The 22,366-nt window shown below is 63.8% G+C and carries 25 protein-coding genes; 9 read left to right on the top strand and 16 right to left on the bottom strand.

Annotated elements, in window-relative coordinates; translation table 11 throughout:
- From VK92_RS43180 to VK92_RS31045, 5 genes are all read left to right on the top strand, one after another.
- Positions 1-341 (top strand): hypothetical protein (locus tag VK92_RS43180; RefSeq protein ID WP_231600473.1); only part of this gene is annotated, 341 nt, incomplete at its 5' end.
- Positions 342-464: 123 nt separating this feature from the next.
- Positions 465-1,682 carry a DUF2863 family protein gene (locus VK92_RS31060; RefSeq protein ID WP_048020523.1) on the top strand — a complete coding sequence of 406 codons (1,218 nt, stop codon included), beginning with the start codon at positions 465-467 and terminating at the stop codon, positions 1,680-1,682.
- 211 nt (positions 1,683-1,893) lie between these two features.
- A complete protein-coding gene (locus VK92_RS31055; protein WP_021162834.1) occupies positions 1,894-2,730 on the top strand; it encodes a response regulator transcription factor in 837 nt (278 codons plus the stop codon).
- A gap of 75 nt (positions 2,731-2,805) precedes the next feature.
- On the top strand, positions 2,806-3,480 hold the full coding sequence (locus VK92_RS31050; protein WP_048020521.1) for an energy-coupling factor ABC transporter permease: 675 nt from the start codon (positions 2,806-2,808) through the stop codon (positions 3,478-3,480).
- A 139-nt stretch (positions 3,481-3,619) separates the two neighbouring features.
- Complete coding sequence (locus VK92_RS31045; protein WP_042977384.1) at positions 3,620-4,273, top strand: BspC domain-containing protein; 654 nt, start codon at positions 3,620-3,622, stop codon at positions 4,271-4,273.
- Between the two features lie 82 nt (positions 4,274-4,355).
- On the opposite strand, the gene VK92_RS31040 is transcribed toward VK92_RS31045, so the two are convergent.
- A complete protein-coding gene (locus VK92_RS31040; protein ID WP_048020519.1) occupies positions 4,356-5,510 on the bottom strand; it encodes a M14 family metallopeptidase in 1,155 nt (384 codons plus the stop codon).
- Between the two features lie 137 nt (positions 5,511-5,647).
- On the bottom strand, positions 5,648-6,430 hold the full coding sequence (gene yaaA / locus VK92_RS31035) for a peroxide stress protein YaaA (RefSeq protein WP_048020517.1): 783 nt from the start codon (positions 6,428-6,430) through the stop codon (positions 5,648-5,650).
- Between the two features lie 57 nt (positions 6,431-6,487).
- Here yaaA and VK92_RS31030 point away from each other — a divergent pair, with 57 nt between their 5' ends.
- The gene (locus VK92_RS31030; protein WP_021162828.1) at positions 6,488-6,967 is read left to right on the top strand and encodes a putative toxin-antitoxin system toxin component, PIN family; all 480 of its coding nucleotides are present in this window, start codon (positions 6,488-6,490) and stop codon (positions 6,965-6,967) included.
- Between the two features lie 33 nt (positions 6,968-7,000).
- Complete coding sequence (locus tag VK92_RS31025) at positions 7,001-8,173, top strand: pyridoxal phosphate-dependent aminotransferase (RefSeq protein ID WP_027786880.1); 1,173 nt, start codon at positions 7,001-7,003, stop codon at positions 8,171-8,173.
- A gap of 42 nt (positions 8,174-8,215) precedes the next feature.
- Here the strand turns inward: VK92_RS31025 and VK92_RS31020 are convergent, their stop codons facing one another.
- Positions 8,216-8,872 carry a glutathione S-transferase family protein gene (locus tag VK92_RS31020; RefSeq protein WP_048020515.1) on the bottom strand — a complete coding sequence of 219 codons (657 nt, stop codon included), beginning with the start codon at positions 8,870-8,872 and terminating at the stop codon, positions 8,216-8,218.
- Between the two features lie 203 nt (positions 8,873-9,075).
- Here VK92_RS31020 and VK92_RS31015 point away from each other — a divergent pair, with 203 nt between their 5' ends.
- A complete protein-coding gene (locus VK92_RS31015) occupies positions 9,076-9,867 on the top strand; it encodes an oxepin-CoA hydrolase, alternative type (protein WP_048020513.1) in 792 nt (263 codons plus the stop codon).
- 203 nt (positions 9,868-10,070) lie between these two features.
- The gene (locus VK92_RS31010) at positions 10,071-10,763 is read left to right on the top strand and encodes a glutathione binding-like protein (protein WP_048020511.1); all 693 of its coding nucleotides are present in this window, start codon (positions 10,071-10,073) and stop codon (positions 10,761-10,763) included.
- A 47-nt stretch (positions 10,764-10,810) separates the two neighbouring features.
- Here VK92_RS31010 and VK92_RS31005 read toward each other — a convergent pair whose 3' ends face one another.
- The 13 genes from VK92_RS31005 to nuoI all read right to left on the bottom strand — a co-directional run bounded on the left by VK92_RS31005 (position 10,811) and on the right by nuoI (position 22,360).
- Positions 10,811-11,287 carry a MaoC family dehydratase gene (locus VK92_RS31005; RefSeq protein WP_048020509.1) on the bottom strand — a complete coding sequence of 159 codons (477 nt, stop codon included), beginning with the start codon at positions 11,285-11,287 and terminating at the stop codon, positions 10,811-10,813.
- Positions 11,284-11,745: a MaoC family dehydratase gene (locus VK92_RS31000; RefSeq protein WP_042977379.1), complete on the bottom strand. Its 462-nt coding sequence runs from the start codon at positions 11,743-11,745 to the stop codon at positions 11,284-11,286. The genes VK92_RS31005 and VK92_RS31000 overlap by 4 nt, the downstream gene beginning before the upstream one ends.
- 37 nt (positions 11,746-11,782) lie before the next feature.
- Complete coding sequence (locus tag VK92_RS30995) at positions 11,783-12,916, bottom strand: acyl-CoA dehydrogenase family protein (RefSeq protein ID WP_048020507.1); 1,134 nt, start codon at positions 12,914-12,916, stop codon at positions 11,783-11,785.
- A 19-nt stretch (positions 12,917-12,935) separates the two neighbouring features.
- Complete coding sequence (locus VK92_RS30990) at positions 12,936-14,132, bottom strand: acyl-CoA dehydrogenase family protein (RefSeq protein WP_048020505.1); 1,197 nt, start codon at positions 14,130-14,132, stop codon at positions 12,936-12,938.
- Between the two features lie 103 nt (positions 14,133-14,235).
- A complete protein-coding gene (locus VK92_RS30985; RefSeq protein ID WP_048020504.1) occupies positions 14,236-14,658 on the bottom strand; it encodes a DUF1178 family protein in 423 nt (140 codons plus the stop codon).
- Between the two features lie 133 nt (positions 14,659-14,791).
- Positions 14,792-15,382 carry an NUDIX domain-containing protein gene (locus VK92_RS30980; RefSeq protein WP_021162820.1) on the bottom strand — a complete coding sequence of 197 codons (591 nt, stop codon included), beginning with the start codon at positions 15,380-15,382 and terminating at the stop codon, positions 14,792-14,794.
- A gap of 36 nt (positions 15,383-15,418) precedes the next feature.
- Entirely contained in the window at positions 15,419-15,715 is a 297-nt protein-coding gene (locus tag VK92_RS30975) for a DUF2818 family protein (protein ID WP_021162819.1), read from the bottom strand.
- A complete protein-coding gene (nuoN, locus tag VK92_RS30970; RefSeq protein WP_027786870.1) occupies positions 15,715-17,169 on the bottom strand; it encodes an NADH-quinone oxidoreductase subunit NuoN in 1,455 nt (484 codons plus the stop codon). The genes VK92_RS30975 and nuoN overlap by 1 nt, the downstream gene beginning before the upstream one ends.
- A 36-nt stretch (positions 17,170-17,205) precedes the next feature.
- The gene (locus VK92_RS30965) at positions 17,206-18,696 is read right to left on the bottom strand and encodes an NADH-quinone oxidoreductase subunit M (protein ID WP_048020502.1); all 1,491 of its coding nucleotides are present in this window, start codon (positions 18,694-18,696) and stop codon (positions 17,206-17,208) included.
- 16 nt (positions 18,697-18,712) lie between these two features.
- Positions 18,713-20,767 carry an NADH-quinone oxidoreductase subunit L gene (gene nuoL / locus VK92_RS30960; RefSeq protein WP_021162816.1) on the bottom strand — a complete coding sequence of 685 codons (2,055 nt, stop codon included), beginning with the start codon at positions 20,765-20,767 and terminating at the stop codon, positions 18,713-18,715.
- Between the two features lie 17 nt (positions 20,768-20,784).
- Entirely contained in the window at positions 20,785-21,090 is a 306-nt protein-coding gene (gene nuoK, locus VK92_RS30955) for an NADH-quinone oxidoreductase subunit NuoK (protein WP_006478272.1), read from the bottom strand.
- Positions 21,091-21,108: 18 nt separating this feature from the next.
- The gene (locus tag VK92_RS30950; RefSeq protein WP_021162815.1) at positions 21,109-21,759 is read right to left on the bottom strand and encodes an NADH-quinone oxidoreductase subunit J; all 651 of its coding nucleotides are present in this window, start codon (positions 21,757-21,759) and stop codon (positions 21,109-21,111) included.
- Positions 21,760-21,871: 112 nt separating this feature from the next.
- Positions 21,872-22,360, bottom strand: a complete 489-nt coding sequence (gene nuoI / locus VK92_RS30945) for an NADH-quinone oxidoreductase subunit NuoI (RefSeq protein ID WP_009691265.1) — start codon at positions 22,358-22,360, stop codon at positions 21,872-21,874.
- Between the last annotated feature and the right edge of the window lie 6 nt (positions 22,361-22,366).

Raw genomic sequence — 22,366 nt, 5'->3', positions numbered from 1 at the left:
TGATACTTTTGCTATCTGATCCGAAGATCAGCTCGCGTCCATCAAGCGCCCACACTTATCGGCTGTTAATTTTTAAAGAGCAATCTGCGAGGAACTTCGTGTTTCTCAGCAGCGCTGCGTTTTCAGCAGCAGAGAAGCGAGATTATGAACCGCGTTTCGCAGCTCGTCAACAACTTTTTACACTACATCGTTGCGACTGCGGGGTTCAACTTTCTTCGCCAGCCGCGCGCCCAAGACTGCAACACACCACCAGCTTTGCTTCCCTCTCCCGCGCCGCGTTTCCGTTAGCGCGAAAGAGGCGTGATTCTAAGCACCCTCTTCGAACTGCGCAAGGGGTTTGACGCAACTTTTTTACAAAGGCTGCGATCCGGCCGATCTGCCATGCCTCGGCACGAGACCGCTTATGGTGCAAAGAACGGACTAGAATGTGAGGTTCTTCGCCTCTTTCTATATACGTCTTTAATATGCGCCAGCGAATCGCCAAACGCCTCCCCCCCGATGCCGACAAACTGGTCGGTCTGTCGCTTGCGCTCTTCGCGTCGGGCAGCCGCATCGAGGATCGCTTCTGGGAAGCGAAGCTCGACGCGCTGCTCGCCAAGATTGTCCGCAACGGCAACCAGACCACGCTCGACGCAGCGCTCGACCATCTTCAGCAGAATCATCCCGACGCCTATGGCGCGCTCGCCGACATGGCCGAGACGCACAGCGAGTCGATGGTGATCGAGCACGACGGCCAACCGTTCGACGCGCTGCTGGTCGCCGTCCCGGTTCTCGCATGGACGCGCTACATGATTCCGTCCGGCCCGCTCAAGGGTGACGTTGCCGACGCGCTGCGAACGCACTTGCAGGCTCACGTCCTCGCGAACGGCACCCTCGTCGGCCTTGCACCGTTCCTTTACAGCATTGACCAGTTGCCGCGGCACCACGTCGAGACCTACCGGCTGGCCCAGCAGCTCGCTCATGCAGCGATCACCCAGCACCCCCCCAAGCTCAGCTTCGGCGACCTGCCTGAAACTTCGCCGATCCTGGCCGACCCGCGCTTCCTGCTCGCCGTCGTCGCCGCGCCCGCCGGCGCGCCGCTGTTCCGATGGCAGGAAGAGGAAAACGGCAGCCGGATCGAGCGTGGCCAGTGCCTCGAGCAATGGACGGCCCAGGGCGGCCCGAACCTGTCGATCGCCCTGCCCGGCTGCGAGTTCGAATGCCTGCTTCCGGACGCGTACTATTCGGCTTGCCGGGATGCGGACGAACGGGTGCGTCCGCACACGGTGCGAACCGCCATTCGTTATCTTTTCGACACACTTGGTGCGGCACCGCAAGAGCTGCGCGCGGTGGTCGCCGGCTTCGGCGAACGCCGTATCGACGAGTATCGTGTCGGCTTCACGCGGCGTGCCAGCAACGACGTAATCTACGGCGTCGTATGGCCGCTCTACGGTCGTGAAAACGGCGACGTGTCGATCGACAGCGCGACGCTCGAAGGCGAAGCGCCGATCGAAGGACCGCTCGAGGAAATCGTGAGCCTGCTGAAGGAATGCGGTGTAACCGACGTCCGGCGGCACGCAGGCCGCTTCGAACCCGAATACTGCGACGACTGCGGCGTACCGCTTTACGCAGACCCGCTCGGCGAAATCGTCCACGCGGAAATGCCGGAAGACGCATCACCCGCCCAACCGCACTTTCACTGACCCACACAGCAGTACCCTGACGGCCTGCCCGTCCGAAGCCGCTCACGGTTCCCGCCGGAGCGGCTTTTTTCTTGTCCGCCATCCCTCCGTCCGAAATTTCATACTTTTCCTAAGCCTTTCAGCCAAGCAGACATCGTGTAAGGTCTTTGTCATCATCAGACCCAAGGCATGCCAGACGGCAGATCAATGGCTCACATTACGGAGGTTGAATATGCGGTTCCTGATGCTCAATTCAGACGCCGAGCGGCGTGACGGACTGAAGGCCCTGTTGCGACAGATCGACCGTCACGCCAGCATCAACGATGCGCCCGACAGTTTTCAGGCGCGCAGGCTGCTGCGCAACCAGCGTTTCGACCTCGTCGCGATCGACTGGCTCGACGTCGGCCGACTCAGCGAGCTTCAGGCGCTCTGCAGCGCGTGCTCGCCGACACCCGTCGCCGTCCTGGTCGACGAAACATCGCCGGAAGCCATCCAGCGCTTCTTCAACTATGGTGTCGCCGGCGTGATCCCGCATTCCACGCGGCCGCACCTGATCGTGCGTGCGCTCGAGATCGTCCTGCTGGGCGGGCACTACATCCCGCCGATCGCGCTCCGTCTGCTGCCTTCCGCTGCTGCGGCGCGCTACGATGCCCATTTCCAGACACTCGCCGGGTCGCTTCCCCGCCGGCCGCCGAGCGGCCTCTTGTCGCCACGCCAAGCTCAGATCATGCGCTTCGTCCACATGGGCAGCACCAACAAGATGATCGCCCGTACGCTCGGCATCAGCGAAGGCACCGTCAAGATCCACCTCGCCAGCATCTTCCAGCAACTCGGTGCCGCCAACCGCGCCGCCGCGGTCGCGATCTACAACGGCTGGCTGTCGCCCCACCTCGAGGTGCTGCTGGCGAATCGCAACCGCACGCGCAAGCCGCCCATCGGCCAACAGGGCCCGGTTCCGCTGCGTACGCAACGGAAGGACCGCCCGTACCCGGTGCCTGCCTCGATCGACAGCACACAGGACCTGCCGATCGCCGCCGAACCGCCGGCGCGGTTTCGGCGCGAACGCTAGCCAGACAGTCTCGATATTGCGACGGTCGGCGTGTGTGGATTCCCACCTTTGATGCTCAACGAGTAATATGGACGAATGGGTTTTCTCTTCACACCGCTTCCGCTCTGGGTTGGCATCGGTGGCTGGATCGCCGCCGTGGCCCTGCTCGCGCTCGCGATCTGGAATCGCCCCTTCGTGCGCCTGCAGGACGCCACGCTCCAGCACGTGTGGCTCGCGCTCGTCACCGCCATTACGGTTCTCTGGGCCTCGAATGCGTGGCTCGAAGACGGCATCGTCATGCATCTGCTTGGCGCGACGCTGCTCGTCACACTGTTCGACTGGACACTCGCATTGATCGCGATGGGCGCCGTCACGGCGGTTGCCGCGATCATTTTCGACGCGCCCTGGCAGGGCATTGGCCTGACCTATCTGATCTACGGCGCGCTGCCGGTCGCCGTGTCGGCATTGCTGCAGCGCGCCGCACTCGCATGGTTGCCGCACAATCTCGCATCGTTCATCACCGGCCAGGGATTCCTGTCGCCGGCCATCGCAATCATCGCAGTCGCTGCTGCCGCGGCCGGGGTCCAGCTCGCGCTGGCGGACGGCGTGCCTGTCGTGATTCCGGCCGGCTACCTGCTGAACACTGCGCTGCTCGCACTCGGCGAAGCGTGGTTCACCGGTATGGCAACGGCACTCATCGCGGTCTATCGTCCCGCGTGGGTCACGACCTTCGACGTCCGGCGCTATCGCCTCGGCGGCCCGCGCGCCTGAATCGCCCTCCGGCGGCGACACCGCCATCACCCGCCGGCAGGGCATCGCGCGGTGCGGCAGAATGCGACATCTACTGCCGCACAACTTTTTTACGCTAAGATTGAACTCCGGTTCTTCATCGGGCATCTATACGTGCCCGATGTCTCATTCGCTCCTCACCAATAACCAGATGGACAGCTCTCCTGCGTCGCTCCGGATTTTCCGGGCGCTCGGCAAGCTGGCAGCCTGTATTGCGGGCCTGTCGCTTGCGCTTCCGACACCGGCATTCGCCGACCTGCTCGACCAGCGCTCCGAACTGATCAACAAATTCGTCAACGAAATGCATGCCGATCCGCTCGCCGCCGATTGTGCGGCGCACGGCAGCTTCATCGCCAGCACGTCGTCGGCGTTCGACCGCGTCGACTTCGCGCCGAACACATTCGACAGCGGCAACGCGACAATCACGCCATGGAACGACTCGTTCGACCAAGGCAAGCAGCGTGTGAAGGTCGACAATATCGTCACTGTCGACGGACTCGGCATCCACAGCGACGGCAGCGACCCGACGCCGCTGAAATTCCGATGCGGCTATGTCGGTCAGCAAATGCTCGCGTTCAGCTGGAACGACCCGGTTCCGCCGCTGAAGCCGCGCGTCGAGCGCTCCACGTCCTCGACGAAGAAGTTCAAGGGCAAGTCGCACCGAGGCAAGGTCAAGGCGAAAGCATCGGGCCGCACGGGCAGCAAGAAGGCCGCCGCAACGAAAAAGTCGAGCGGACAGAAGAAGGTCGTGAAGAAGAGCGCGAAGAAGTCCTGATTCGACGAAGCGACCTCGACAGAAGCGAAAAAGCCGGAGCATCCTGAGATGCCCCGGCTTTTTTCATACGGCGACGCTGCGCTTACGCGAACGTGTCGACGTGCACCAGGATCGCGGCCAGCATCGCCGCGCCAAGCGCCGCGCTTCGCTCGCCGTTCCAGCCGACTCGCTCGTCGGGCAGGTTCGCGTTGTCCTTGAACGGCATCTCGAGCGTCAGCGACAGGCAGCCGAACTGGTGGCCGATGTACTTCGACGCGAGCTTGAGCGCGTCCTCCTTGTACTTGCTCGCCGCATAGCCATGCTCAGTCTGGAAGTCGGGGCTCGCAACCTTGAACGCCTCGATGAACGCAGCCTGCTCCTTGCCCTGCTGCTCGGTAAAGCTCGGCAGCATTTCCGACCCGGCAACGAACACGTACGGCAGATCCTCGTCGCCATGAATGTCGAAGAACATGTCGCAGCCGATCGCATGGATCGCATCGCGCACGGCCAGCACCTCGGGACTGCGCTCGGCATCGGGCGCCATCCACTCGCGGTTCAGGTTCGCGCCCGCCGCATTGGTGCGCAGGTTGCCATGCACGCTGCCGTCCGGATTCATGTTCGGGACGATGTGGAACGTCACGCGATCGTAGAGCTTGCGCGCAACCGGATCGCCGGCCCAGTCGCCCCATCCGGCCAGCCGCTTGACGAGACCTTCGACGAACCACTCGGCCATCGACTCGCCGGGATGCTGGCGCGCGATGATCCACACCTTCTTCTTCGGTGCGCCGTCGGTCTCCGGCGTACCGAGCGTCAGCAGCGACATCGGACGACCTTCGACCGTGCGACCGAGTTCGACGACGCTCGCCTGCGGCAACTGCTGGACCGCACCGAGAAATGCCGCATGACGCTCTTCCGAGTACGGTTCGAAATACGCGTAGTAGATGCTGTCGAATTCCGGCGTATGGTCGATGGTCATCGTCTTGCCGTCGAACGTCGTCGGCACGCGGAACCAGTCGACCCGGTCATAGCTCGCCACCGCGCTGTAATTGCGCCAGCCCGACGGATACGCGCATTCGGCCGCATTCTCGAACGTCATCACGCAGCGCTCGCCGCGCGCGCCCGTCAAGCGGTAGTAAAACCATTGCGCGAATTCCGAGCGGTTGTCGCCGCGCACGCGCAACCGAATCGCATCGGGGCTGTCGCACGACACGACGTCGATTGCGCCTGCGTCGAAATTGCTGGTGATCGAAAGGGCCATCTGTCTCTCCTTTGTCGACCGGAGTTGGCGCTTTAGCGCTGACACCGGTCTAATGTAAAGCTGGCGACCGGAACAGGCGGTGTAGCGCTTGCCCGGCCTCATGCATGCGCCGGCCGTCTCGTGAACGGCCGGCAGGGTCACTCGCCGACTCGCCGGCGATATACGTAAGTCGAATCGTTCGAAGCAGCCGCATCGAACGCATAGCCTTCCGTCGCGAATTCCTTCAGCGCCTTCGGGTCGGCAATCCTGTTCTCGACGATATAACGCGCCATCAGGCCGCGCGCACGCTTCGCATGGAAGCTGATGATCTTGTAGCGGCCACCCTTCCAGTCCTCGAACACCGGCGTGACGACGGGCGCGGCCAGCAGTTTCGGCTTGACCGACTTGAAGTATTCGGTCGATGCGCAGTTGACGAGCACGCGCGCCGCGCCGCTGCGCGTTTCGAGCTGCTCGTTCAGCGCCCGCGTGATGCGGTCGCCCCAGAACGCGTACAGATCCTTGCCGCGTGCGTTCGCGAAACGCGTACCCATCTCGAGACGGTACGGCTGCAGCAGATCGAGGGGACGCAGCAGCCCGTACAGCCCCGACAGCACGCGCACGTGCTGCTGCGCATAGTCGAGATCGGCGGACGACAGCGATTTGGCGTCGAATCCTTCATATACGTCGCCGTTGAATGCGAGCACGGCCTGCTTCGCGTTGGCCGGCGTAAAGGTCGGCGACCAGTCCGCGTAGCGCTGGAAATTCAGGCGTGCAAGCGGATCGGAGATATCCATCAGCGTCGCGATGTCCTGCGGCGAAAGCTTGCGCAGGCCGTCAATCAGCTCGGACGCGTCGTCGACGAATGCAGGCTTCGTGTAAGACTGGACGTGCGCGGGCGTATCGTAGTCGAGGGATTTGGCGGGAGAGAGAACGATTATCATAGAGGCTCGCTGGCACGCCGTGCCTTGCGGTCAGACGAAAACCACCGATTGTAACGAATGACCCGCTCTCCCGCCCCGCATGCCGCACATCGCGTCGTGCTCGACTCGAACGTCTGGATCGACATCCTCGTATTCGACGACCCCGCTACGCGCCCGATCCGCGCCGCGCTCGAACGCGGCACGCTTGCCGCCGTGATCGACGGCCGCTGCCTGACCGAACTCGAGTACGTGCTCGATTATCCGCAGTTCCAGGCGCGCGCCGTCGACAAGGCGGCCGCGCTCGCAACCGTCGCCCGCCTGGCGAGCCTCGTCGAGCCGCCGGCCGTCGACGCCGACGCGCCGCCGCTGCCGAAGTGCAAGGACCGCGACGACCAGAAGTTTCTTGAACTCGCCCGCGCCGCCCAGGCCGATTGGCTCGTGTCGAAAGACCGCGCGCTGCTGAAGCTCGCGAAGCGCACCGCGCGCGATTTCGGCTTCCGGATCGCGCAACCCGCCCCCTTTGCCGAGGCCTGCGCGCTCGACGCCACGCCGGCTTGACGCACGCAACACCACCCGATTTCGACCGTCTCGATGAACGCTCCTTCAGACATGCCAACGACTCCCGTTTTCCCTTCGCGCCTGCCGAACGTCGGCACGACGATCTTCACGGTCATGAGCGCGCTTGCAGCAGAAAAAGGCGCCGTGAACCTCGGCCAGGGCTTTCCGGATTTCGACTGCGATCCGCGCATCGTCGATGCAGTTGCCGCCGCGATGCGCAACGGGCACAACCAGTATCCGCCGATGGCCGGTGTCGCGCCGCTGCGCGAGGCAATCGCAGACAAGATCGCGCAGGTCTACGGCCGGCGTTACGATCCGGCGACCGAAATCACCGTCACGGCCGGCGCGACGCAGGCACTGCTGACCGCGATCCTGTGCACGGTGCATCCGGGTGATGAGGTGATCGTCGTCGAACCGACCTACGACAGCTACCTGCCGTCGATCGAACTCGCGGGCGGCACACCGGTGTTCGTCACGCTGGAAGCGCCCGACTACGCGATTCCGTTCGACCGCCTGGCGGCCGCCATCACGCCGAAAACGCGCATGATCCTGATCAACACGCCGCATAACCCGACGGGTACCGTGTGGCGCGAGGCGGACATGCGCAAGCTCGAAGAGATCGTGCGTGGCACCAACGTGCTGATCCTGTCCGACGAGGTCTACGAGCACATGGTCTATGACGGCGCGCGCCATGAGAGCGTCGCGCGTTATCCGGAACTCGCCGCGCGCAGCTTCATCGTGTCGAGCTTCGGCAAGACCTATCACGTGACGGGCTGGAAGGTCGGTTATGTCGCAGCCCCTGCCGCGCTGACCGCGGAATTCCGCAAGGTCCACCAGTTCAACGTGTTCACGGTGAACACACCGATGCAGGTCGGGCTCGCCGACTACCTGCGCGACCCGGCACCGTACCTGACGCTTGCCGACTTCTACCAGAAGAAGCGCGACTTCTTCCGGGCCGGCCTCGAGCGCACGCGCTTCAAGCTGCTGCCCTGCACGGGTACGTACTTCCAGTGCGTCGATTATTCGGCGATCAGCGACCTGCCGGAAGCGGAATTCTCGAAGTGGCTCACGTCGGAGATCGGCGTGGCCGCCATTCCGGTGTCGGCGTTCTATCACGAGCCGCACGAATCGGGCGTCGTCCGCTTCTGCTTCGCGAAGCAGGAAAGCACGCTCGCATCCGCGCTCGAACGGCTCGCCCGCCTGTAAGTCCTGCACGGGCGGCCTGAAGCCGCCCTGCAGGAACCGCGCTTACGAACGCGCGACGCTCGTCGCCTCGATATACGCCTTGCGCTCGGCTGCCACGCGCTGCGCGGCCGGACGTTCGCCGACGATCTTCGCGTGCGCCTTCCAGTCGATGCCCGCGTCGAGCAGGAAATCGCGTCCGAAAATGGCCTTCGTCGCCATCCCGATGACCGGCAGATGGACCCATGCGGCGATGTCGGCAAGGCCGAACGACTCGCCGAGCACATACGGCGAAAATTGCGTCATCTGTTTGAACGCATCGATCGCGCGCGGCAGGCGCTTCTCGACGTGCGCCTTCGTCCCGTCGCTGACCTTGCCGCCGAAAAAAGCTTCCGTATAGACTTCGCGCGCCATCCATTCGAGATACAGCTCGAGCGTCTCGACCAGTTCGCGCACCTTCGCAGCCGCGAACGGGCTCGTCGGGAAAATGCCTTTCTCGGGATAACGCGCCGCCAGGTATTCGATGATCACCTGCGACTCGAACAATGCGCCTTCTTCGGTCTTCAGGAACGGAATCTTGCCGAGCGGCGAATCGGCGAGCCGGGCCGGGTCGCTGATCGGCAAACCGCACACCGACTCCTCGAACGGAATGTCGTGCTCGAGCAGGACGAACTTCACCTTGTTGTAATAGTTGGACAACGGAATACCGCACAGCTGTAGCATCGGAGTCTCCTTCGTTGCTGGAACGCGGCCGCAACGGTGCCGGCCGCAGCGAGATTCATCGCGCCGAAAAGCACGTTCGTGCTAGTCTAAAGCAAGTATTGCGTTCGTCACGACAACATTACATCCGCTGCGGGCATCGGTCGCATCCGCGTGCGCGGCGCGCACGGCGCCGCAGCCCCGCCATCCGATGGAGACACGCTCGCATGAGTGCTGAACTGCTGGCCTCGCGCCCGCCCGAGAGCGACTCGACGCTCGTCCTCACGCTATCCAATCCCGGCGCACGCAATGCGCTGCATCCCGACATGTACGCAGCCGGCATCGAGGCGCTCGCCACCGCCGAGCGCGATCCCGGGATTCGCGCTGTCGTGCTGACCGGTGCCGATCGCTTCTTCTGCGCGGGCGGCAACCTGAACCGGCTGCTCGACAACCGCTCGAAGGATCCTTCCTACCAGGCCGACAGCATCGATCAGCTCGCCGCATGGGTAACGGCGATCCACGCTTCAACGAAGCCGGTGATCGCGGCGGTCGAAGGCGCGGCGGCCGGCGCGGGCTTTTCGCTCGCGCTCGCGTGCGACCTGATCGTCGCCGCGCACGATGCGAAATTCGTGATGTCATACGCGCGTGTCGGCCTGACACCCGACGGGGGCGGTTCGTGGTTCATCGCCCGCGCACTGCCGCGCGCGTTCGCGGCCGAAATCCTGTTCGAAGGCAAACCCGTCGCGGCCGAACGTCTGCACGCGCTCGGCGTCGTCAACCGGCTCGCCGTGCCGGGCGCGGCGTTGACCGACGCGCTGGCATGGGCCGATGCACTCGCCGGTATCTCGCCGAACGCGCTCACGCGCATCAAGTCGCTGCTCGACGACGCGACGACGCAACCGCTCGACGCGCACCTCGGCACCGAACGCGATCATTTCGTCGCGTCGCTGCATCATGCGGACGGGCTCGAGGGCATCACCGCATTTCTCGAGAAGCGCCCGCCCCGCTACAAGCGCTGAGCCGCCACGCCTGCGTTCCGCCTGCCTGACCGCATCACCAGGAAACGCCGCGCGCGATGGCGGCGGCGAGCGCTCGCACGCCCGCGCACACGTATCGGCACGCGCGTTTGCGTCGCCAGCAGCGCGCATCGATCCATGCTCTAATGACCGCCTGTCGCGGCGCTGCCAGCGCCGTTTTCGCGCACGCAACAAAGGAGTTCACGATGATCGACGTCTATAGCTGGGCGACCCCGAACGGCCACAAGGTGCACATCATGCTCGAGGAAACGGGCCTCGCCTATCGTGTCCATCCGGTCGATATCGGCGCAGGCGACCAGTTCAAGCCGGAATTCCTGAAGATCAGCCCGAACAACAAGATCCCCGCGATCGTCGATCCGGACGGCCCCGGCGGCAAGCCGATCTCGCTGTTCGAATCGGGCGCGATCCTGATCTACCTCGCGGAGAAGACCGGCAAGTTCCTGCCGACCGATCCGGCCGCACGCTATGCCACGCTCGAATGGCTGATGTTCCAGATGGGCGGCGTCGGGCCGATGCTCGGGCAGGCGCACCACTTCCGCCTGTATGCGCCGGAGAAGATCGAGTATGCGGTCAACCGCTACACGAACGAAGCGAAACGCCTGTACAACGTGATGGACAAGCGACTCGGCGAATCCGAGTATCTCGCGGGCGACACGTACACGATCGCGGACATTGCGACGTTCCCGTGGACGCGCTCATGGCAGAACCAGGGCATCGTGCTCGACGAATTGCCGAACGTGAAGCGCTGGTACGACACGATCGCCGCTCGACCGGCCGTGCAGCGCGGTGTCGAAGTGCTCGCGTCGATGCGCAAGGCGCTGCAGGACGACAAGGCACGCGAGGTGCTGTTCGGCGCAACGCAATACGCGAAGCACTGACACGCAAGTGACGGGCGGAGCGGCATCCACGCATGCCGCTCCCCGCTTCAGAAGTAATGCAGCGTGATGAATTCCGCCGCGCAAACCGGCAGTGGCGCATCGGGACGCTCGACCTGCATCGTCACCGACCACGTCACCTGCACGCCGTCCCGCGCGGCCTCGGCGGTTTCCTTTACCGCAAACAGCGCACGCACGCGCGCGCCGACCGGCACCGGCTTCAGGAACCGCACGCGGTTCAGTCCGTAGTTCACGCCCATCTTCTGCTCGAAACGCATCGCGTCGGTCATCAACGCCGGAATCAGCGACAGCGTCAGGAACCCGTGGGCGATCGGCCCGCCGAATGGCGACTCGCGTTGCGCGCGCTCGGGATCGACGTGAATCCATTGATGATCGCCGGTCGCGTCGGCAAACCCGTCGACGCGCTTCTGATCGATCACGATCCAGTCGCTCGCGAGCGGCTCCGCGCCGACGCGTGCCTGCAGCGCCTGCGCCGACGCGATCAGCGGCAAGGTCATTTCCGTCATGCCTGCACGCCTCCCGGATGGCGCAGCCCGAAGATCACTTTCGTGTGCACGGTAATCACCGTCTCGCCGGCCTCGTTCACGCCGACCCATTCCGTCGACACGATGCCGCGGTCGGGCTTGCTCTCGGACACACGCTTGTCGTGGACCTTCTGGTACATCGTGATCGTATCGCCCGCACGCACCGGCTTGAGCCAGCGGATCGAGTCGATGCCCGGCGAGCCCATGCTGGTCGAGTCCCGGCCGAGCTTCTTGACGAGCAGGCTCATGAACACCGAACACGTATGCCAGCCGCTCGCGACCAGCCCACCGAAATGCGATGCCTTCCCGGCTTCTTCGTCGAGATGGAACGGCTGCGGATCGTAACGTTGCGCGAACGTCTTGATGTCGTCGGGTTCGAACGTGTAACGGCCCACTTCGGTGGTGCTGCCGACCACCAGGTCTTCATAACTGATGCCCACTAGATGTCTCCTTGTCTGGCGCGCTCGCGCGTCGCCGTCATGCCGCGTCGGCCTGCGCGAAATCGGGCAGTGCCGCAATGCGCGCAAGATGGTGATCGGTGTCGCCGAGCGTCGTCTCGATGATCGTCAGCCGCTTGAACAGGTGCGCAGCGGCGACCTCGTTGGTCACGCCCATGCCGCCGTGCAGTTGAACGGCCTGCTGGCCGACGAAACGCGCGGCTGCGCCGACACGCGCTTTCGCGGCTGACACCGCCTTGCGCCGCGCGTCCGCATCGCCGCTCGCGTAGCGTACGGCTGCCAGGTAGGTCAGCGAACGTGCCTGCTCGGCATGGATCAGCATGTCGACCATCCGGTGCTGCAGTGCCTGGAAACGCGCGATCGGCACTCCGAACTGTTCGCGCGTCTTCGTGTATTCGACCGTGGCGCGGTTAAGTTCGTCGAGCGCGCCGACCGCCTCCGCGCACAGCAGGAACGTCGCGTAATCGGCAACCTGCTCGAGGGCGGCGGCGTCGCGCGCACCGCCCGTCAGCAGTCGCGCCGGCGTTTCATTGAAACCGATAGTCGCGGCACGCTGGCCGTCGATCGTCCGGTAGTCGGCCACCTTCGCATTCGCGGCATCCCGTTCGACGACGAACAGGCCGATGCCGCCGCCGTCGACGCGCGCAGGCACGATCCACGCATGCGCCTGCGCGCCGTGCTGAACGACCGACTTCGTGCCCGTCAGGCGGTATGTGCCGCCCTGCTCGCGCGCATGCGTATCGAGTTCGAACAGGTCGTAGCGCGCATGCGGCTCGTGGAAAGCAACCGCGACTCGTTTCTGCCCCTGCGCGATCGCCTCCAGCAACGCGGCATCCTCACCGGCACCGGAGCCGGCGATGCGCAAGGCCTCGACGCCCACCGCCGTCGCCCAGTACGGCTCGATCACGAGCGCGCGGCCGAGTTCCTGCATCACGACCAGCATGTCGACCGGGCCGCCGCCGAAGCCGCCCTGTGCGTCCGGCACGGGCAGCGCGGTCAACCCCAGTTCGGCGAACGCGCTCCATTGCGTGTCCGACACGCCCGCGTCGCTGCGCACGATGGCCTGGCGCGCTTCGAAGCCGTATTGCTCGCCGAGATAACGGCGCAGCGCGTCGGCGAACTGCTGCTGCTCATCGGTAAAGCTGAAATCCATGGTTGTCTCCGTTCCCTGATCACAGCCCCAGAATCATCTGCGCGATGATGTTCTTCTGGATCTCGTTCGAACCGCCGTAGATCGACGTCTTCCGGTAATTGAAGTAGTACGCGGCCAGCGGCGCCGCGTCGTCGTCGCCGGCGATGCTGTGCTCGCGCTGGCCGTCGAGGAACGGAACGTCGAACGGTGCGGCGAGCGGGCCGATCGCTTCGACCATCAGCTCGGTGAGCGCCTGCTGCACTTCCGTGCCCTTGATCTTCAGCATGGACGCCTCGGGGCCCGGCCCCTTCCCGCTCGTCTCGCGGCTGACGACCCGCAGCACCGTCACCTCGAGCGCCATCAGCTCGACCTCGAGCGCCGCGACCTTGGCGGCGAACACGGGATCGGCAAGCAACGGCTTGCCGTTCTTGCGCTGGTTCGACGCCACGCGCTTCAGGAACGCGAGCTCGCGCTTCGACGCGCCGACGCGCGCGATCCCGGTGCGCTCATGGCCAAGCAGGTATTTCGCGTAGGTCCAGCCGCGATTCTCGTCGCCGACGAGATTTTCGACCGGCACCTTCACGTCCTCGAAGAACACCTCGTTGACCTCGTGATCCTCGTCGAGCATGACGATCGGCCGCACAGTGATGCCGGGCGTCTTCATGTCGATCAGCAGGAACGAGATGCCCTCCTGCTTCTTCGCGGCCGGATCGGTGCGCACGAGGCAGAACATCATGTCGGCGTACTGGCCGAGCGTCGTCCAGGTCTTCTGGCCATTGACGACATAGTGATCGCCCTGGCGCTCGGCGCGCGTGCGCAACGAGGCGAGGTCGGATCCCGAACCCGGCTCCGAATAGCCCTGGCACCACCAGTCCGAGCCGTCGAGAATCCGCGGCAGATAATGACGCTTCTGCGCTTCGCTGCCGTATTTCATCAACACCGGCGCGACCATCGAGACGCCGAACGGCAGCACGGTGGGTGCGCCGATCCGCGCGCACTCCTCATCCCAGATGTGCCGTTGCGTCGCGTTCCAGCCCGGCCCGCCGTATTCAACCGGCCAGGCGGGCGCGGACCAGCCGCGCTGGCCGAGAATCCGGTGCCAGCTCGCGAAATCCTCGCGGTCGAGTCGTTTGTGATCGAGTACTTTGGCGCGCAGTGCGTGAGGCAGGTTGGCCTCGAGCCAGGCGCGGACGTCGACGCGGAACGCGTCGTCGGCGGGGGAATAATCCAGATCCATGCGCAGTGTCTCCTGTCGACCGGAGTTTGCGCTTCAGCGCTTACTCAGGTCCCATGCAAGGCTGACCGCAGCCGTCCAGCCCGGCAAGGACCCACTGCATACGTCATTGCAGCGGTTCTTTCAGCGCGGCAGGAATCGGCAGCGGCATCACGTCGATGCCTTCTTCGGCCAAGGATTGCGCATCTTCGGGCGTCGTGACGCCGCGAATGCTGCGTGCCGGCGCCTCGTTGTAATGGATGCGCCGCGCTTCCTCGGCGAAGCGCTCGCCCACATTCTCGGTTTTCTCCAGCACCTCGCGCAGTGCACGCATCACCTGCGCCTGCATTGCGCGCGGATCGGCCGGCTGTGCCTGCGTCGCACCCGACAGATTCAGGCGCGGCGCCGACGGCAGACGGTTGACCTCCGTCGTTCCGCACACCGGGCATTCGACCAGCTTGCGGGACAACTGCGCTTCGAATTCATCGGCGGAAGCGAACCAGCCTTCGAACCGATGACCGTGCGGGCACTGCAAATCGAGGACCTTCATGCTGAATCAGGGCGTGTGGCGAGTGTAGCGCAAAAAGCGGTTTTGTGAACGATCGTGCTAATTACCGATCGCGCGACGTGGAGGCGTCGCGTCACCGGATTGTAACGCGGCGCCCCACCCGCTGACGCCGCACTCAGGGCGTCAGGACCGGCCCGAGCGGCCACGTACCGGACAGCACCTTGTCGAGCCACATCGTACCGATGATCGTCTTCACGTCGGAAATCTGGCCCGTGCGCACCCATTCCTGCAGATCGGCCTGCGTCGCGGTGAAGGTCTCGAGGAATTCGCCCTCATCGAGCTTGCGCTCGCCGGCCGTCAGCCCGCGCGCCAGGTACAGGTCGATGAATTCGGTCGAGTAGGAAATGATCGGATGAATGCGGGCCAGGAACACGTACTCGCGTGCCGTGTAACCCGTTTCCTCGCGCAGTTCGCGCACCGCGCAGGCGAGCGCGCCTTCGTTCGGGTCGAGCTTGCCGGCCGGGAATTCGGCCATCACCTTGCCGATCGGGTAGCGAAACTGGTTTTCCATCAGCACGCGGCCGTCGTCGAACAGCGGGATCACCATCACCGCGCCCGGATGCTGGACGTATTCGCGCGTGGCCTTCTTGCCATCCGGCAGGCGGACGATATCGCGCTTGAGCTTGAGGAACGCGCCGTCGAAAATCGCCTCGCTCTCGAGGCAGGTTTCGGTCAGTGCGGCGTCGTGATTGGGTAGTTCGGCCATCGGCGGCTCCGGGAATGAGCGCGACGGCCGAAGCCGTCAGCGTCGTTTGACGAGATACTGGAACGTGAAGCCGGGAAACGCGAACACGACGAAAAGACTGAACGTGATCGCGTAGAACTGCCAGCCCTGTTCGAAGCGGTTGCCGGCGCGCGACTCGAGCCAGAAGCCGAGCGCGCCGACGATGAAGTACAGCACGATCAGCTCGCCGATCCGCACCCACCCGCCCTTCTTCGTCGCGCCGAACGGCACGACGGCGAAGAGGCGTTGGTTCAGGAACGGCAGGTTGGCGCAGACGAACGCCAACAGCACGATAAACCAGCCGGCTGCCGACATTACAGCGGCAGCGTGTGGCGAATTGCCTGCAGGCAGGCCGTCAGCAGCGGGCTCGGGATCAGGCCGAGCACGACGACCGCCAGGCCGTTCAGCACGAGGATCGTGCGCTTGCAGAAATCGCCCGTGATCGGCGTTGCATCCTGCGGTGCATCGAAGTACATCAGCTTCACGATGCGCAGGTAGTAGAACGCGCCGAACAGCGACGTGATCACGGCCAGCACGGCCAGCCACGTGAGACCCGCGTTGACGGTCGCCTCGAGCACGGCGAGCTTCGCGTAGAAGCCGACGGTCGGCGGGATGCCTGCCAGCGAGAACATCATGACCATCATCACGAACGCGAACACCGGGCTGCGCTTGTTGAGGCCCTTGAAGTCGTCGATCGTGTCGGCTTCGAAATCGCGGCGTGCGAGCAGCATCACCACGCCGAACGAGCCGAGCGTCGTGATCAGGTAGACGATCGCGTAGAACATCGCCGAGCTGTATGCATTCGCCGGCGCCGACGCGTCGCCCTTCACGATGCCCGCGAGCAGGCCGAGCAGCACGAAGCCCATGTTCGAGATTGCCGAGTACGCGAGCATCCGCTTGATGTTGCGCTGGACGATACCGGTGATGTTGCCGACGATCAGCGACAGCGCGGCGAGGATCACGAGCGCGGTCTGCCAGTTCTGCGCGAGCGGCAGCAGGCCCATCACCAGGAAGCGCAGGCCCCACGCGAACGCGGCAACCTTCGGGCCGCCGCCGACGAACAGCGTCATCGCGGTCGGTGCGCCCTGGTAGACGTCCGGCACCCACATGTGGAACGGCACGGCGCCGAGCTTGAACGCGATACCGGCGACGATGAAGACCACGCCGAACATCAGCACGGCTGCGTCGGTGTTGCCGCCGACCGCCTTGTACACCTCGCCCAGCTCGAGCGAGCCGGTCGCGCCGTACAGCATCGAGATGCCGTACAGCACGAAGCCCGACGCAAGCGCGCCCAGCACGTAGTACTTCATCGCGGCTTCGCTCGACTGCGCGGCGTCGCGGCGCAGTGCGATGACTGCGTACAGCGACAGCGACATCAGTTCGAGACCGAGGTACAGCGTCAGGAAGTTGTTGCCCGACACCATGACCAGCTGGCCGAGCAGCGAGAACATGCCGAGCAGGAACACGTCGCCGCGGAACATGTCGCGATCCTCGAGGTACTTGCGCGAATAAACGAGCGAGACCGCGAAACCGAACGACACGACGGCCTTCATCGTGCTCGCGAACGAGTCGACGACGACCATCTTCGAGAAGAAGTAGTACTGCTGCGGGTCGAGTGCCTGCACCGCGAACCACACGCCGGCGACGACCGACGAAACAACCGCGATCAGGTAAGTCAGGCGGCGGCCGGAAGCACCGGTAAAGGTGTCGTTCAGCCATGCGACGACGATGGCGGCCATCACCAGCGCGTCAGGCAACAGGACATTCATAGGAGCGTTCATGATCTTGATTTCCTCCGCTCGCGATTACTGCGCCAGCGGCAGCTTGGACTGCGCGACATGGGAGAGGAGGTTTTCCACGGAAACGTGCATCACGTCGGTGAAAGGCTTCGGATACAGGCCCATCAGCAGCGTGAACGCGGCGAGCACGGCCAGCATCAGGAATTCGCGACGGCCGATGTCCTTCAGCTTGGCAACGTGATCGTTCGCCACCGCGCCGAAGTACACGCGCTTGTACATCCACAGCGTGTAAGCAGCGCCGAGGATCAGCGTGAACGCCGCGCCGAATGCGATCCAGAAGTTGTACTGGACGGCCGCGAGAATCACCATGAACTCGCCGACGAAACCCGACGTGCCCGGCAGGCCGCAGTTGGCCATCGAGAACAGCATCGCGAACGCCGCGAACTTCGGCATCACGTTGACGACGCCACCGTAATCGGCGATCTGGCGCGAGTGCACGCGGTCGTACAGCACGCCGATGCAGAGGAACATCGCGCCCGACACGAAGCCGTGCGAGATCATCTGGACGATCGCGCCTTCGACGCCGAGCTGGTTGAAGATGAAGAAGCCGAGCGTGACGAAGCCCATGTGCGCGATCGACGAATACGCGACCAGCTTCTTCATGTCGGCCTGCACCATCGCGACGAGGCCGATGTAGATCACCGCGATCAGCGACAGCGTGATCACGACGGGGGCCAGGAAGTGGCTCGCGTCAGGCGTGATCGGCAGCGAGAAGCGCAGGAAACCGTACGCGCCGAGCTTCAGCATGATCGCGGCCAGCACGACCGAGCCGCCCGTCGGCGCTTCCACGTGCGCATCCGGCAGCCACGTGTGCACCGGCCACATCGGCACCTTCACCGCGAACGCGAGGAAGAACGCGATGAACAGCAGGATCTGTGGCGTCATCGCGATCTTGGCGTTCTGCCACGTCGCGAGGTCGAACGAATGCGTTTCCGTATACAGGTAGATCAGCGCGACCAGCATCAGCAGCGAGCCGGCCAGCGTGTACAGGAAGAACTTGAATGCCGCATACACGCGGTTCGGGCCGCCCCACACGCCGATGATGATGTACATCGGGATCAGGGTCGCTTCGAAGAACACGTAGAACAGCAGGCCGTCGGCCGCCGAGAAGACGCCGATCATGATCCCGGACAGGATCAGGAACGCCGCGAGGTACTGCGCGACATTCTCGGTGATGACTTCCCATGCGGCGATCACGACGATCACCGTGATCAGCGCGGTCAGCACGACGAACCACATCGAGATGCCGTCGACGCCGAGGTGATACGCGATGTCGAAGCGCTCGATCCAGGTCGACTTCTCGACGAACTGCAGCGCAGCCGTGCTCGAATCGAAGCCCGTGATCAGCGGGATCGTGACCGCGAGGCCGAGCAGCGAACCGATCAGCGCGATCCAGCGGGCCGTCCCCGGATTTTTGTCATTACCCACCGCAAGCACGAGGAGGCCGAAAACGATCGGCAGCCAGATCGCGGTACTGAGAATCGGAAAAGCGTGCATTAAGTTGTCCCCCGCCTTATTTGCCGCCGAGCGTTACAAACAGGGTCAGGAGCCCCAGCATGCCGATGATCATGGCGAACGCGTAGTGATAGATGTAACCGGATTGGAGGAAGCGGATCACGCTGGCGAACCAGCCGATGAACCGGGCGCTGCCGTTGACGAGGCCGTCGATCACGACGACGTCACCTTCCTTCCACAGGCCGCGGCCGATCGCCACCGAACCACGGGCGAACACCACTTCGTTGATCTTGTCCATGTAGTACTTGTTGTCCAGCAGCGTGTAGATCGGGCCGAACGCGCGGCGGATCGACGCCGGCAGATCCGGACGCTTCAGGTACAGGAACCAGGCGACAACGACACCGGCGAGCGCGAGCCAGACCGGCAGACCCGACACCGAGTGCAGGCCCATGCCCACCCAGCCGTGGAACTCCTCGGCCATCTCGGCCAGCGCCGGGTGGTTCTCGCCGATGAAGATCACCTTGTCGAATGCAACGCCGTGCTGGAAGAAGTCGCCGAACAGCATCGGGCCGACCGCGATCGCACCGATGATCACCGACGGGATCGCCAGCAGGACCAGCGGCACCCACACGACCCACGGGGTCTCGTGCGGCTCGTGCGCATGGTCGTCGTGACCATGGCCATGGCCGTGGTCGTCGTGGCCGTGCGCGGCCGCCATGCCCATCGGCGATTCCGGATGCTTCGGCTTGCGGAAGCGCTCTTCACCGTGGAACACCAGGAAATACATGCGGAACGAGTACAGCGCCGTGACGAACACGCTCGCGACGACCGCGAAGTACGCGAAGCCCGAACCCGGCAGGTGCGAAAGCTTCACCGCGTCGATGATCGAGTCCTTCGAGTAGAAGCCCGAGAAGAACGGCGTACCGATCAGCGCGAGCGAACCGATGAGCGACGTGATCCACGTGATCGGCATGTACTTGCGCAGGCCGCCCATGTTGCGGATGTCCTGGTCGTGGTGCATGCCCATGATGACCGAGCCGGCGCCGAGGAACAGCAGCGCCTTGAAGAACGCGTGCGTCATCAGGTGGAACAACGCGACCGGGTACGCGGACACGCCGAGCGCGACCGTCATGTAGCCGAGCTGCGACAGCGTCGAATAGGCGACCACCCGCTTGATGTCGTTCTGGATGATGCCGAGGAAGCCCATGAACAGCGCCGTGATCGCGCCGATCACCGTGACGAACGACAGCGCGGTATCCGACAGTTCGAACAGCGGCGACATGCGCGACACCATGAAGATGCCGGCCGTCACCATCGTCGCCGCGTGAATCAGCGCCGAGATCGGGGTCGGGCCTTCCATCGAGTCCGGCAGCCACACGTGCAGCGGGAACTGTGCCGACTTACCCATCGCGCCGATGAACAGGCAGATACAGGCCACGGTCAGCAGGCCCCAGTCGGTGCCCGGGAAGTGCAGGCTTGCGAGTTCCGCGCGCTTCGCGAACACTTCGCCGTAGTTCATCGAGCCGGCGAATGCGAGCAGCAGGCCGATGCCGAGCAGGAAGCCGAAGTCGCCCACGCGGTTCACGAGGAACGCCTTCATGTTCGCGTAGATCGCGCTCTCACGCGTGAAGTAGAAGCCGATCAGCAGGTACGACACCAGACCCACCGCTTCCCAGCCGAAGAACAGCTGCAGGAAGTTGTTGCTCATCACGAGCATCAGCATCGAGAACGTGAACAGCGAGATGTACGAGAAGAAGCGCTGGTAGCCGTCTTCTTCCGCCATGTAGCCGATCGTGTACACGTGCACCATCAGCGAGACGAAGGTCACGACGACCATCATCATCGCGGTCAGCGAATCGACGAGGAAGCCGACTTCGAGCTTCAGCGAGCCGACGTTCATCCATTCGTAGACGGTCGCGTTGAAGCTTGCGCCGCCCATCACGTCGAAGAAGACTTTCGCCGACAGGAGGAACGCGATCATTACGCCGAGGATCGTGATCCGGTGTGCGCCCTTGCGCCCGACTGCGTTCCCGAACAGCCCCGCAATCAGCGAGCCGGCCAGCGGAGCGAGCGGAATCGCCAGCAGCAGGTTTTCATTGAGTGTCGTTGACATAACAGCGTTGCCTGAAATTAACCTTTGAGCTGATCGAGATCCTCGACATTGATCGTGTCGAGCTTACGGAACAGGGTCACCAGAATCGCGAGGCCGATCGCGGCTTCCGCTGCGGCGACCGTCAGCACGAAGAACACGAAGATCTGGCCGTGCACATCGCCGAGATAGTGCGAAAACGCGACGAAGTTGGTATTCACCGCCAGCAGCATCAGTTCGATCGACATCAGGATGATGATGACGTTGCGGCGGTTCAGGAAGATCCCGACGATCGCGATCGCAAAGAGGATCGCGCCGAGCACGAGGTAATGAGCAAGAGTCAGCATGGTTTTCGTTTCCTCCGCTTAGCCGTTGGTGCCCGAACCGGCTTCGCTCTGCGCCGTTTCCGGCTGCGGCTTGTCCGCTTCCATCTTCACGAGGCGCACACGGTCGTTGCGGCGCACCTTGACCTGATCCGACACGCGCTGGCGCTTGCTGTCCTTGCCCTTGCGCTCGGTCAGCCCGATCGCGGCAATGATCGCGACCAGCAGCACCAGGCCGGCGATTTCAAACGCGAAGATGTAGTCGGTGTAGATCACCTTGCCGATCAGTCGCGTGTTCGACCAGTTGGCCATCTCGCCCGTCGCCATCGCATGCACCGTCTGCGTGTCGCCGTAGCCGCGCCACAGGATCAGCGCGGTTTCGATCACGATGATCGCGCCGACCACGGTCGCCATCGGGACGAAGCGCTTGAAGTCGCGGCGCAGGTAGTCGATGTTGATGTCCAGCATCATCACGACGAACAGGAACAGCACCATCACGGCGCCCACGTAGACCAGCACCAGCAGGATCGCGAGGAACTCCGCTTCCAGCAGCATCCAGATCGCGGCGGCGTTGAAGAACGCCAGCACAAGGAAAAGCGCAGACGCCACCGGGTTGCGCGAAGTGATCACCTTCAGCCCTGATACCACCAGGAGCAGCGCGAAGATGTAGAACAGTACGGTCGTGAATTCCATGATTACCGGTTCATCGTTAGGCCATAGTCAGGCGCGGCTTGCGGGACGCTCTCGCGTGCCGCACCCGTCGCGGCGGCTCGGCCCAGGCTTCGGGCCGGCACTGCAAACACAATCAACGATACGGCGCGTCGGCAGCCTTCGCCGCGGCGATGTCCTTCTCGTAGCGATCGCCCACCGCGAGCAGCATTTCCTTCGTGAAATACAGGTCGCCGCGCTTTTCGCCGTGGTACTCGAGAATCTGCGTCTCGACGATCGAATCGACCGGGCAGCTCTCTTCGCAGAAACCGCAGAAGATGCACTTCGTCAGGTCGATGTCGTAGCGCGTCGTGCGGCGCGTGTTGTCCGCGCGCGTTTCCGATTCGATCGTGATCGCCATCGCGGGGCACACGGCCTCGCAGAGCTTGCACGCGATGCAGCGCTCTTCGCCGTTTTCGTAGCGGCGCAGCGCATGCAGCCCGCGGAAGCGCGGCGAAATCGGGGTCTTCTCTTCCGGGAACTGCACGGTGAACTTGCGCTTGAACGTGTAACGACCGGTCAGCGCGAGCCCCTTCAGCAGCTCGGTCAGGAAGAAAGTCTTAAAGAAGTGTTGGATAGCCGTCATGATTTC

Origin of the sequence: Burkholderia sp. LK4 (assembly GCF_001043615.1) — a bacterium.
GTDB classification, from domain to species: domain Bacteria; phylum Pseudomonadota; class Gammaproteobacteria; order Burkholderiales; family Burkholderiaceae; genus Burkholderia; species Burkholderia cepacia.
This window is presented reverse-complemented; position numbering and strand designations above follow the sequence as displayed.